This is a genomic window from Phormidesmis sp. 146-33, assembly GCF_052939515.1.
The window spans coordinates 1-11544 of the sequence record NZ_JBJPHU010000032.1 but is presented as its reverse complement, the minus strand read 5'-3'; the positions used below and the strand labels follow the sequence as shown (position 1 = coordinate 11544).

The following is an 11544-nucleotide window of genomic DNA, read 5'->3' as shown; positions in this document are numbered from 1 at the left end:
AGACGAAGACAGAAGACGAAGACAGAAGACGAAGACAGAAGACGAAGACAGAAGACAGAAGACCTATTTTGTTCCAGAGTCTAAAGTCCAACGTCTAATGTCCAACGTCTAAAGTCCAACGTCCAACGTCTTCTATACGATCGGTCGTGAATCAGAAAGCATTTCATGGCCGATCCCCTTCTCGCTACGTCCTACAATATGAGAGGCGCGTTAATTATTCGTAACTCATGCAGGTAGCTCCTTCCGTTGCGTCAATCCCGGGACAGTATTGGACTTGGCGACAACAACCCGTCTATTACGTCAAAGCCGGAGAACGATACTCAGATTACCCTCCAGGGGAACTGCACAGCAATCGTCCCCCTTTATTGTTGGTTCACGGATTTGGGGCATCGACTGATCATTGGAAAAAAAATATTGTCGGACTCAGCCAGGACTTTGAAGTTTGGGCGATCGACTTGATGGGGTTTGGGCGATCGGGCAAGCCAGATTGGAAGTACAGCGGTGACCTCTGGCGCGATCAGCTTCACGAATTCATTACCGAAGTCATTGGTCAACCTGCTGTCCTGGCTGGAAATTCTTTAGGCGGCTATGTGGCGCTTTGTCTAGCATCCCAGCGTCCCCAGTCGGCAGCAGGACTAGTTCTCATCAACAGCGCTGGCCCGTTTACAGACATTCAGGGGACAACCAAGCCAGATCCCATTCGGCAGGTGATGGGCAGCGTAGTGACGACGCTGTTTCAGCAGGATTGGGCGAGTTATTTGCTGTTTAAGTACATTCAGCAGCGATCGGTGATTCGCAAAACGCTGGAGAAGGTCTATCTCGACCAGAGTGCCATTACGGATGAGTTGATCGAAGATATCTATCGTCCGTCTTCTGACCCTGGAGCCGAAAAGGTCTTTGCGTCTGTGTTTCGCACGCCTCAAGGCGAAAAGGTTGATGTGTTGCTCCATGAATTGACTAAGCCACTTTTGATGCTGTGGGGTGAAGGCGACCCGTGGATTAATGCGAGAGAACGGGGCGCAAAGTTTCGCAGCTACCATCCCCAACTGATGGAATATTATCTGAATGCGGGGCATTGTCCTCATGATGAGATTCCCAATCAGGTGAATGAGTTATTGCGATCGTGGGTTCTCAGTCTCTAGTGAAGCGTCACAGTCTATACGAGCTTCTGTTGAGAATTGGGTCTAATCCGATCGCTCTTCAGAAGCTTTTTGTTTGGCTTTGATTAGTTCAACGAGGTGCTCCATCGATCGCACCTTCACACGAGGACTGGCATACACTTTGTCCATAAAAGCGTGGAAAGCCTCATCATCATTTCGATGCTCCAATACATAAACTCTGAGTTCTGCTTTCGTCATTTCTGCAAAATTTGGTTTATTCATGGAAATTCTGTCTCTCCGTTACGGTTGATGGTGATCTCGATCGTTTCTCCAGCCAAAATTGCGATTTTATTGTCCCGCAAATCTAGCCGCACCAGGTAAATTGGCAGAAACATATTCGTGAGTTCTTGGCAAACTCGGAAGCACTCAAGCGTCTGGGCGGGAGTCGGTAAAAGCGAACTTCTCATTCCTATTGTGTATCCAAAAATTCGGGAATGTCACCCGGACAACGTTTTGAGAGTTCCCAATTACTCCGCATTCAAAAACTCCAGATAGGAACTGCTGATTTCTTTGACTGCCAACTCGTAAAGTTGTTTGCCATGTTCTGGAGTTGCTAGAGCGGGATTTGACCCCATGCGCCCATCAGGATAGCGCCGCCGAAAATCGATCGCCCCATAAATCGGATGACCCTTCGCAACCTCTTCGCTCAAGGGTGCCTGCTTAATCAATTCAGGATAAATGTACTGAGTTAAGGCGACTTCGCTGGGTGTGGCGTGAGAACCTTCCTGGTCGCCATATAGTTCCTTAGCCAATCGGTAGACCGACCCGCACATATACCAATTGCTGACCTGACACTGCACGCGATCTCTTTGAGTTACCCGCAAGGGGTCGCCGCCCTCAAGTCCCAAATCTGCCAGATGCGCGTAGGTTTCAGAAAAAGCCGCTTTCATCGTTGCCACATTACCGCCGTGACCGTTGATAAAGAAAAACTTGCGAAAGCCCGACCGCGCCAGACACGTCACATAATCGCGAATCATCAAAATCATCGTGCTGGGACGCAAACTCATACTTCCTGGAAACGCAGTGTGATGCAGTGCCATACCGACATTGATGGTAGGAGCGACGATCGCCTGGGTTACCTCCCCGACTCCACGCGCGATCGCTTCTGCACAAATCGCATCTGTGCTAATCAATCCAATCGGGCTGTGCTGCTCAGTCAAACCGATCGGCAGAATAATTCCGTTGGACTGCTCTGAATAGCGCTCAACTTCTAACCAAGTACTCAGATGTAGCTGCATGATCTGTCTCAATAAGGTCTTGCTTCACTATAAATAGGGGGACACGCTTTGGTAGGATGACTGAGCGTTAGCAGGGACACCTCGCTGATTCTCACGCTCGAAAACGTTTATAGGCGGCAAATTCAGGCACAGTAAAAAGTTATCATTCAGATAGTTGAATAGATAGTTGAACCTTTGCTGCTGAAGCCGACATTGTTAGGCACGTGGATCTAAAACAAGTCTTTAAAACCCCAAACCCAATCATTGGTGTGGTTCACCTCTTGCCCCTGCCCACTTCTCCGCGCTGGGGTGGCAATCTCAAAGCAGTCTTCGATCGCGCCGAACAAGAAGCAACCGCATTGGCCGCAGGAGGCGTAGACGGCATTATTGTCGAAAATTTCTTTGATGCGCCGTTTCCCAAAGATCAGGTCGATCCCGCGGTGGTCAGTGCTATGACGCTGGTGATTCATCGGCTCCAAGGGATGGTGACGCTGCCGATCGGGGTTAATGTCTTGAGAAACGATGCTCGAAGTGCGATCGCCATTGCCTCCTGTGTCGAAGCCCATTTCATTCGAGTCAACGTCTGGACGGGCATCATGGCCACCGATCAGGGCTTGATCGAAGGACGGGCCCATGAATTACTGCGCTATCGGCGAGAGTTGGGGAGTGATGTCAAAATTTTGGCGGATGTGCTGGTGAAACATGCTCGTCCCCTGGGTTCGCCTAATTTGACGACGGCGGTGCAGGACACGATCGAGCGGGGACTTGCCGATGCAGTGATTTTGTCGGGTTGGGCGACGGGCAGCCCTCCGAGTCTCGAAGATTTAGAGTTGGCCAGTGCGGCCGCGAGTGGAACGCCCGTTTTGATTGGCAGTGGTGCCGACTGGGAAAATATTCCGACTCTAATGCAGGCAGCGGATGGCGTGATTGTCTCCAGTTCTCTCAAGCGACAGGGCAAACGAGAGCAAGCGATCGATCCGATTCGGGTCAGCCGTTTTGTCGAAGCAACTCGGCGCAGCATTCCAGCCCAAGAGTCAGAGAAATCAGTGTCTTCGATGAGTTTGCATCCTTGAAGAATCGGCTTCGAGCGGAATGCGATTCCCTCAGTTTAAGATTTGACCTGGACTGGATGAAGCGCTATTCTCAAAGGCTTTCTAAGTAGCTCAAGAGATCGGCCATTTCTTGGGGACTGGGTTGGAACTGGGGCATCGGGGGGGTTTTGCCGCTAATCACCTGCTCGATAAGCCGAATGTGAGATTTGCGGTTTGAGACCCCTTTGAGACTGGGGCCGACTTTGCCATCGGCCATCAGCCCGTGACAGCCCGCACAATTCATTTGAAAAATGGCGTGACCCATCACCTCATCCCCCGATCGAGACAACACTTCTCGAATGTAGGGGTCAGGCTTATGAAACTGGTACATGCCCAAGATCGCCAGCACGATCGCAAGGGAAATCACCAGAGTCGTCACAAGGATTCTCTGGACAAGATTTTCAGGTTTCGCAATCTGCTCGTTCAAAAGTCTTTACTTCAGGAAGATATGTAACGGAAATCATTCATTTACTAAACAGACTTTAACAAATTTTGGCAAAACATTCATAGCAAGTCAGGAATGGATGCCGAGGAGTGGACAATGCAAAGCGAGGTGGAGCAAAGCTTAAATCTTGTTGAGTCCAGAGTTTTTTGATTTTTTGGGCGATCGCATCCATTAGGATCTCTAGTAGCGATATATTGAGTAAATGTATCAGAACCTTAAAAAACCAGGAGCGCGATCGTGATTGAACCGATTCTGTTAGGCATTGTGTTGGGGCTTATTCCGGTGACGCTGGCAGGGCTGTTTGTGGCGGCCTACACACAATACCGTCGCGGCAACCAACTCAACATGTAGAAGAGGTATGGAAATTGGGCGGTTGTCTAATTTCTCCATCTATTTTCTCCAACGTATTAGAAATACTTTGACGGTGAGGATGAGTCGTTTGGCTTGTCCTCTTTTTTTGTCTTCATTTTCTTGTCCTCTTTTTTAACGTGAATTCGATGAAATCCTTCGCTGCGGCGATCGCTCCGGGCAGCCCCCTAAATCCCCCAAGTTTGAGGGACTTTGAGCAAAAAATCCCGTCCGGAAGTCCCCCAGATTGGGGGGTTGGGGGGCGAAAGTGCTGAATCACGAAGCGAAAAAACTCTGTCGAATTCACGTTTTTTTAGAGTATTTTCTGCCGAAGCGTTGTCGATTTGTCACACGGCTGACAACCCCTGCCATTAGACTGCCAGCATTGCTGTGTTAGGGATGCTCGTATATGGAACCTTCTTTACTCAAATCTATTCTTCTCAGTGCCCTCGAAATTTTGCACGGGAATGCCAGATGGATGGGGTGGAATTTGTTTTTGGCATTGGTGCCGCTGGCTTTAAGTGTGCTGCTGTTTCGTCACACTCAACTTGGCGCTTCGACGCTAACCCTGCCCCCGATCGCGTTGCAGTCTCGTCACCGTTCTGGGCTGTGGTGGGTTGGGGTTGTTGTGTTTGTCGCATTTTTGCCCAACGCGCCTTATATTTTGACAGATGTAATCCACTTTATTGATGATGTTCAAGTCACTGGCTCTGAGGTCTGGCTGACAACGCTAGTGATCATTCCGCTGTATGTATTGTTTATTTTTGCTGGTTTTGAGTCGTACGTTTTGTCGTTGATTAATGTGGGATATTATTTAAACCAACGTGGTTTACGACGCTATGTTTTGGTGATGGAGTTAGCGGTACATTTGTTGAGTGCGATCGGGGTTTATTTGGGTCGTTTTTTGCGTTACAACAGTTGGGATTTAGTGACTCGATTGGATGATGTCATGCTGACCATGATCGATGATCTGACTGGGAAGCGGCCGCTGTTAGCGATCGTCGTCATTTTTCTACTCACTACGGCGCTCTATCTACCATTTAAGCAAGTGACTTTGGCGGTGGCTGCTTATTCTAAAAAGGGCACTCACTCAGCCGTCGATCGTCCTTAGCGCTGCAAACTTGATAGTAAATTTCAAGCGTTCGCAGATAGCGAGTTTATTGAATTCACGCTCTCATGCTGATCAGGGCATTCGGCTCCCTTTGTTTAGCAGGCGTTGTTCGGCGCGGGCGATCGCTCGATAAGTGGCCTCAACCGAATTGGGATCAACCGAAATGGTCGTAATGCCAGATTGAATCAACCGATCTACCAGTTCAAGATGTTGAGTCGAGACAGCGCCGCAGATCGAACAAGGAATCTTTAAGCGTCGAGCGGTTTTGACCAGATGATCGATCGCACTTAAAACAGCCGGATGCCGTTCGTCAAAGGCAGATGCCATCAGGCTATGGTCGCGATCGACCCCCAACAATAATTGAGTGAGATCATTGGTGCCGATCGAGATGCCTTCAACACCTGCCTGCACATATTCAGGAAGCAAAAATAAGATAGAAGGCACCTCTGCCATGATCCAAAGTTGAAACTGAGATTGCTGGATCAGCCCTGATTGCTCAACTCGTTGACGACAAAAAACAAACTCCTCGACGGTACGCACAAAAGGCAATATCAGCCTGAAATTAGAGTAGCCCGCCTGTTGAACTTGATGCAGCGCCGTTAGCTCGACTTCAAACAAGGCTGGATTCAACACATAGCTAAAAGTCCCTCGAACGCCCAGCATGGGATTGGTTTCTAAAGAAACGGACGCGCCGCCCTCCAGAGATCGAAATTCATGCGATCGCAAATCGAGTGAGCGATAAAACACCGGACGAGGCGCAAAGGCTTCTACAAATTGACGAATCTGATCGGCGAGGCGATCGATCAATTCCGCTTGTCTGCCCTGTTGCAACCATAAATGAGGATGTTGCCCATCGAGAATCGACAAAATCATCAGTTCCGATCGCAGCAAGCCCACGCCATCGATCGCCAGACTGGCTGCTTGGTCGAGTCGATCCACCTGACTTAAATTGACCATGAGTTGAGTCGCGATCGGGCTGGAGCGTTCTGCCGGGGTCGTGGTGTTGATTTCAGCCTCAGAATTTTGCAGCGTCAAGTCCATCACGAGCGGAGTGACTTCTTTTTGGGGTTGAGCGAAATAGATTTCTCCCCGATCGCCATCCACAAATAGCCAATCGCCAGTCTGGATGCGCTGGGTGGCTTGAGCGGCTCCGACGACTGCGGGAATGCCAAACTCTCTGGCAATGATCGCCCCGTGGCTGGTCATTCCACCTTGTTCTGCAATAATGCCAACGGCTTGTTTGAGCAGCGGCAACCAGTCCGGCAAAATCATCGGAGTCACCAAAATTGTGCCCGGCAAAATCTCTGAGAAGCTGGAATGCAGATCGGTGATCACAGTGGCTTGAGCCGTTCTTTGTCCCGGTGCGGCTGCCAGTCCAGACACGATCGGAGGGGAACCTGATTGGATTTGTGGGGCTGGCTCATGCTCTAATTTTGAAGACTCTGCGCCTAAAGAACCAGAAATCTGACTGCTGACCTGCGTGATATAAGTCGAGTCGCAGCGCGTCCATTCCAAAACCAACAGTGCACTAAAGTCGGCAGTCAAGCGCTGGGCAAGCTGTCCAAACTGCTGCAAATCAACGGAGCCTAAAACAAACTGCTTGTCTTGAAGGTCACTGAGCGCATAGGATTCAAGCGGTGATGCAAAGGATTCAGACAAATCAACCACGGGCTGAGAAACGCGATAGGCGATCGTCTTGCTGCCCAACTTTTGAGACTGCACAGACCCATCTTCGAGCGTGATCTGATAGAAATCGGGTAGCACTTCTCCGTAGGCGATCGCTTGTCCCAATCCCCAGGTAGCCAACACTTCCCAGTGAGTCTGCTGGCGCTGTAGATAGCCCGATGCCGTCGCATTCAACACAGGTTGAACAATCACCGCGAGTTGAATTTGATGAAGCTGCAAGTTCGATCGCTGCCAGTAGAGTAGACTTCTCGCACGAAAGATCTCGGCCCACAGCTTTTTGAGGGCAACTTCTAGAGATTTGCCATCTGTTCTACAGATCTGGCTATCTAATAAGCTGGTCGCTTCTGGATGAATTGTCGGCGTGAATCCATTCACCTTGGCACCCGCCACCGTCAGAGACGGCCGCAACATCACCGCTGACGCTGGTTCTAATTGAGAAACTGCCAACCCTAGCTGAGAAATCCACTCCGCAGGTAAAGGAGTCGCCGCGATCGTCTGCTGAATTTGTCGAGCGATCGCCTGAAGCTGAAGTGCATCTTCTACATTGACATGCAGTGACGATTGGGCCAGATCAAAAAAGAGCGGATCTGACCATTCGATACTGTCCAAAAATTCTCGAAACAGCACCGTCGAAGCCACAAAACTCGGAACGATCGCATACCCTCTCTGCCACAGATAGCTGAGATGAAGGGCTTGATCTCCGACCTGCTGATGATCTTTGGTTTGAATCTGGTCGAGCCAATAGAGGTTGTCCACTCATCCAAGCCAATTGCGCTGTGTCTGATTCTATGATGAGCGATCCCCCTTCGGACGATTCCTTAGAATGATTGAACGATTGAGCGAGTTTTGAGCGACTGGGCATCTTGAGAGAAGACCTGTGATCGCCTCCTATGCTGCAAAATCTTCTCAACTTCTTTTTACAATCCGCTTGTGCGCTGTGTGAACGATCAACGGCGGGCCTGTTTTGTCCGACCTGTGAAAAGCAGCTAAAAGCCTGTCAGTTTGAGCATCCAACTCAGTTTTGGCAGGGGTCATCTCCATTTTTTGCCTGGGGCGCATATCGCGATGGACTCAAGCGCACGATCGCTCACCTCAAATATGATAATCAGCCCCAATTGGCTTATCCACTCGGACAGTGGTTGGCTCAGTCTTGGCTAGAAACCGATTTGAGTCGCTCTAAATTAACAGTGGTGCCAATTCCTTTGCATCCTGACAAACAGCAGCAGCGCGGCTTTAATCAAGCAGAACTAATCGCCCAAAGCTTTTGTGAGTTTACAGGCTATCCCCTACGTCACGGGCTGGAGCGAGTGCGATCGACCGAGGCGATGTTTGGTCTATCTGCCGATCGGCGGGCTGCCAACTTAGCCCAGGCTTTTGATTTAGGGAAACAGTTTAGGCGCGATCGTCCGGCTCATCCTGTTTTGCTGATCGACGACATCTACACCACAGGAGCCACCATCAAAGCTGCCACACAAACGCTTCACCGATACGGCATCCGGGTTCGAGGAGTCGCAGTCGTCGCAAAACCACAGCTCTGGAAGGAGAAGGGAGGAGGGAGGAAGGAGAAGGGAGGAGGGAGGAGGGAGGAGGGAGGAAAGTATGACTCTGCCTAATCTTCAGAGATCGGCGTTGCTGAATCAGGGGATGAATCGCCCCAAAGCGGCGGGAACCCCAAGGTTCAAAGTCCCCCAATCTTGGGGGATTTAGGGGGCGAAAAGATGGACACTTCCCACAGATTCATCCCTCCAATCAGCAACGCCCAGAAATCAGTATTCCTCGTTTTAGACCACCTTTGCTAGCTGAATGCTAACCAGAGAACGTTTGCCCGTGTCGCCTCCTCCCTCCTCCCTCATCCCTCATCCCTCACCCCTCATCCCTTTAACGCGGACGCACGATCGACTGAGGCGGCACTTCTGAGGAGCCAAAAACGGGACTCGGATCTAAGCCTGTGATTTGCTGAAACTGATCAGGAGTCAGTGTGCTGGTGATTTCTGCAACTTCCCAGTGTTTGAGAAGGGTGTGAACCTGGTCGAGAAAAGGAATGCCTCTGGGCAACGTGACGGTGAGCCAATGGGTGACGATCGTCTCGGTCAAAGCAAGCTCAATCAAGGGTGACGCATAGGTTTGCAGCAGTTCGTTTAAGTAGGTTGCAAACGATTCTGCTGCGCTGCCTTCTAGCTGATAGCTGCTGACAATATGCTTGACTCGCTGTTGACTGAGTTGTTGCTCAAGTGTCATCCAAACTCCAATCTTTTTTGTGAATTGATTTTTGTGAATTGATCTGTGGCTATCGTCACCAACACACGACAATTTCTAGCTTATCTTAACTTGATTAGAACGGTTCACTCAGAAGGGCGATCGCGGACTCGTTTCTAACCAATCAGTTGCCCAACATTGAACGAAAAATTTTAGCTAAAACGGCTGAGAAGCTTGTAAGATGGCATTCTCAGCTATTCTCAGTCATAGGTGTTTTGTCATTGAGCGCACGGTAGAGACGGCATTACAAGAGCCACGATCGCTGATTTGATCTCAATTCTCTGACGGTGTATCGCTTTGATCTGATGACAAGTGCCCCAACTTGTGAGATAACCCAACTCATACCCTTATTGCCGACAAGCCCTATGGATCTCAAAGCGCTGATTCGCGAAATTCCAGACTTTCCCAAACCTGGCATTCTCTTTAAGGACATCACCACGCTGTTACAGAATGCGGAAGGGTTGAACTATACGATCGATTTGCTGGCTGAGAAATGCGCTGAGTTTTCACCTAACTGCATTGTGGGCATGGAGTCACGCGGCTTTATTTTTGGCGCACCGCTGGCTTACAAAATGGGAATCGGCTTTGTCCCCGTTCGCAAACCTGGCAAGCTGCCCTCTGCTGTTCATTCGATCAAATACGAGTTGGAATATGGCACCGATTGCTTAGAGATTCACAAAGACGCGCTTCAAGGGGGCTGCCGCATTCTCATGGTTGATGACCTGATCGCCACAGGCGGAACCGCAGGCGCAACGGCTCGTCTGATTCAAAAAACAGGCTGTGAACTGGTCGGATGTGCCTTTGTCATTGAGCTAAAAGATCTCAACGGTCGGAGTCAGCTACCAGATGTTCCGATCGTCACCTTAGTTCAATATTAGGATATAGTTCACAGGTCATTTGTTGGCAGGTCAGACGCAAGATCAAAACCGACGAATGGCCGTCTACCTTCTAAACGCGACGAGCCAAGCAATATGACTGTATCAACCCGTGGAAAGCTGCGATCGAGTTGGGATGGCTTTACCGAAGCGCTCACCAGCGAGACGACTGTGTATGTGGTTAAGCGATTGCTTCAAGCGTTGCTGACTCTACTTTTGGCATCTGCGCTTAGTTTTTTCATTATTGAAATGGCTCCGGGTGACTATCTGGATACACTCAGAGAAAACCCTAAAATTTCACCTGAACGCATTGAGCAACTCAAACAGCAATTTGGGCTAGACAAGTCTTGGCCAGAACAATATGGTCGCTGGCTGTGGCGGGTGGTGACTCAGGGAGACTTTGGGACGAGTTTTGCCTACAATCGATCGGTGGCTTCTCTCCTATGGGAGCGAGTTCCGGCGACGTTGTTGATTGCGATTTCTTCGCTGATTTTTACCTGGTTGGTGGCGATTCCGATGGGGATTGTGGGCGCGATTTATCAACAGCGCTGGATCGATCGCGTTTTGCAAGTTCTCAGCTATTCGGGTCAGGGGTTTCCCAGTTTTATCACCGCCTTGTTGCTCCTGATTTTTGCTCAAAACACGTCGCCGTTGTTTCCCGTCGGAGATATGACGAGCATTGATCACGCTGACCTGAACCCCTTGGGCAAAGTTTTGGATATTGGCTGGCACATGATCTTGCCAACGATCGCCCTTAGTGTTGCCAGTTTTGCCGGGTTACAGCGGATTATGCGAGGACAACTGCTCGATGTGTTGCGACAGGACTACATTCAAACCGCCCGTGCTAAAGGACTTCCTGAAAACAAAGTCGTCTACGTTCACGCGCTGAGAAATGCCATCAACCCGATCATTACTCTATTAGGATTCGAGTTTGCCGGATTGTTAAGCGGTGCCTTTATTGCAGAATTTTTCTTTAACTGGCCGGGTCTGGGACGGCTGATTCTCCAGGCGCTACTGGTTCAAGATTTGTATCTGGTGATGGCCAGTCTGATGATGGGCGCAGTTATGCTGATTTTAGGAAACCTACTGGCTGACCTATTACTCAAAGCAGTCGATCCTCGGATTAATCTGGCAGACATTAACTGAGGGATAAGGAAGAAGGGAGGAGGGATGAAAGGGTGATTGTTGAAGGCTAGTTTCGTTTGATGAATTTTGTTTGATGAATTGCGTGAAGCGATCGCCGTCTCTTGCCGATTCCCACGACTTACCTTTTTAGCACTCTTAGGAGATTTCGCTTCGTCATTCAGCACTTCTGCCCCCCAACCCCCCAATTTTGGGGGACTTTGAGACAATAT

At 49.7% G+C, this 11544-nt stretch carries 13 protein-coding genes; 7 read left to right on the top strand and 6 right to left on the bottom strand.

The genetic code is table 11. From position 1 onward, the window contains the following. Positions 1 to 227: 227 nt before the first annotated feature. Positions 228 to 1142 (top strand): alpha/beta fold hydrolase, encoded by a 915-nt coding sequence (locus tag ACJ2PR_RS14815; protein WP_446877558.1) that lies wholly within the window; start codon positions 228 to 230, stop codon positions 1140 to 1142. A 42-nt stretch (positions 1143 to 1184) separates the two neighbouring features. Here the strand turns inward: ACJ2PR_RS14815 and ACJ2PR_RS14810 are convergent, their stop codons facing one another. From ACJ2PR_RS14810 to ACJ2PR_RS14800, 3 genes are read right to left on the bottom strand one after another with little or no spacing between them, the layout of a single operon-like run. After that, the gene (locus ACJ2PR_RS14810; protein ID WP_446869864.1) at positions 1185 to 1382 is read right to left on the bottom strand and encodes a DUF6887 family protein; all 198 of its coding nucleotides are present in this window, start codon (positions 1380 to 1382) and stop codon (positions 1185 to 1187) included. Next, positions 1379 to 1567, bottom strand: coding sequence for a DUF6888 family protein (locus tag ACJ2PR_RS14805; RefSeq protein WP_446869865.1), 189 nt, complete (start codon positions 1565 to 1567; stop codon positions 1379 to 1381). The genes ACJ2PR_RS14810 and ACJ2PR_RS14805 overlap by 4 nt, the downstream gene beginning before the upstream one ends. 60 nt (positions 1568 to 1627) lie before the next feature. Next, positions 1628 to 2398, bottom strand: a complete 771-nt coding sequence (locus tag ACJ2PR_RS14800; RefSeq protein ID WP_446877557.1) for a creatininase family protein — start codon at positions 2396 to 2398, stop codon at positions 1628 to 1630. Between the two features lie 203 nt (positions 2399 to 2601). Between ACJ2PR_RS14800 and btpA the strand changes: the two genes are divergently transcribed. Further along, entirely contained in the window at positions 2602 to 3450 is an 849-nt protein-coding gene (gene btpA, locus ACJ2PR_RS14795) for a photosystem I biogenesis protein BtpA (protein ID WP_446877556.1), read from the top strand. A 70-nt stretch (positions 3451 to 3520) separates the two neighbouring features. Here the strand turns inward: btpA and ACJ2PR_RS14790 are convergent, their stop codons facing one another. Beyond that, a complete protein-coding gene (locus ACJ2PR_RS14790) occupies positions 3521 to 3847 on the bottom strand; it encodes a c-type cytochrome (protein WP_446869868.1) in 327 nt (108 codons plus the stop codon). A 303-nt stretch (positions 3848 to 4150) separates the two neighbouring features. On the opposite strand from ACJ2PR_RS14790, the gene petG reads away from it, so the two are divergent. Beyond that, a complete protein-coding gene (gene petG / locus ACJ2PR_RS14785; protein ID WP_446859636.1) occupies positions 4151 to 4264 on the top strand; it encodes a cytochrome b6-f complex subunit V in 114 nt (37 codons plus the stop codon). Between the two features lie 406 nt (positions 4265 to 4670). Further along, a complete protein-coding gene (locus ACJ2PR_RS14780) occupies positions 4671 to 5372 on the top strand; it encodes a DUF1361 domain-containing protein (protein WP_446859637.1) in 702 nt (233 codons plus the stop codon). 72 nt (positions 5373 to 5444) lie between these two features. Here ACJ2PR_RS14780 and ACJ2PR_RS14775 read toward each other — a convergent pair whose 3' ends face one another. Beyond that, positions 5445 to 7814, bottom strand: a complete 2370-nt coding sequence (locus tag ACJ2PR_RS14775; protein ID WP_446877555.1) for a putative PEP-binding protein — start codon at positions 7812 to 7814, stop codon at positions 5445 to 5447. 134 nt (positions 7815 to 7948) lie between these two features. On the opposite strand from ACJ2PR_RS14775, the gene ACJ2PR_RS14770 reads away from it, so the two are divergent. Next, positions 7949 to 8671, top strand: a complete 723-nt coding sequence (locus ACJ2PR_RS14770) for a ComF family protein (protein ID WP_446877554.1) — start codon at positions 7949 to 7951, stop codon at positions 8669 to 8671. Positions 8672 to 8936: 265 nt separating this feature from the next. Here the strand turns inward: ACJ2PR_RS14770 and ACJ2PR_RS14765 are convergent, their stop codons facing one another. Beyond that, positions 8937 to 9296, bottom strand: coding sequence for a hypothetical protein (locus ACJ2PR_RS14765; RefSeq protein ID WP_446877553.1), 360 nt, complete (start codon positions 9294 to 9296; stop codon positions 8937 to 8939). A 383-nt stretch (positions 9297 to 9679) separates the two neighbouring features. Here ACJ2PR_RS14765 and ACJ2PR_RS14760 point away from each other — a divergent pair, with 383 nt between their 5' ends. Both ACJ2PR_RS14760 and ACJ2PR_RS14755 read left to right on the top strand, forming a co-directional pair. After that, positions 9680 to 10192: an adenine phosphoribosyltransferase gene (locus ACJ2PR_RS14760; RefSeq protein WP_446877552.1), complete on the top strand. Its 513-nt coding sequence runs from the start codon at positions 9680 to 9682 to the stop codon at positions 10190 to 10192. Between the two features lie 93 nt (positions 10193 to 10285). Further along, a complete protein-coding gene (locus tag ACJ2PR_RS14755; protein WP_446869874.1) occupies positions 10286 to 11335 on the top strand; it encodes an ABC transporter permease in 1050 nt (349 codons plus the stop codon). The last annotated feature ends 209 nt before the right edge of the window (positions 11336 to 11544 follow it).

Coding starts and splice junctions, on each gene's coding strand:
- ACJ2PR_RS14760 (WP_446877552.1), top strand. CDS start 9,680: ATGGATCTCAAAGCGCTGATTCGCGAAATTCCAGACTTTCCCAAACCT.
- ACJ2PR_RS14780 (WP_446859637.1), top strand. CDS start 4,671: ATGGAACCTTCTTTACTCAAATCTATTCTTCTCAGTGCCCTCGAAATT.
- ACJ2PR_RS14770 (WP_446877554.1), top strand. CDS start 7,949: ATGCTGCAAAATCTTCTCAACTTCTTTTTACAATCCGCTTGTGCGCTG.
- ACJ2PR_RS14755 (WP_446869874.1), top strand. CDS start 10,286: ATGACTGTATCAACCCGTGGAAAGCTGCGATCGAGTTGGGATGGCTTT.
- ACJ2PR_RS14815 (WP_446877558.1), top strand. CDS start 228: ATGCAGGTAGCTCCTTCCGTTGCGTCAATCCCGGGACAGTATTGGACT.
- ACJ2PR_RS14810 (WP_446869864.1), bottom strand. CDS start 1,382: ATGAATAAACCAAATTTTGCAGAAATGACGAAAGCAGAACTCAGAGTT.
- ACJ2PR_RS14765 (WP_446877553.1), bottom strand. CDS start 9,296: ATGACACTTGAGCAACAACTCAGTCAACAGCGAGTCAAGCATATTGTC.
- ACJ2PR_RS14800 (WP_446877557.1), bottom strand. CDS start 2,398: ATGCAGCTACATCTGAGTACTTGGTTAGAAGTTGAGCGCTATTCAGAG.
- ACJ2PR_RS14805 (WP_446869865.1), bottom strand. CDS start 1,567: ATGAGAAGTTCGCTTTTACCGACTCCCGCCCAGACGCTTGAGTGCTTC.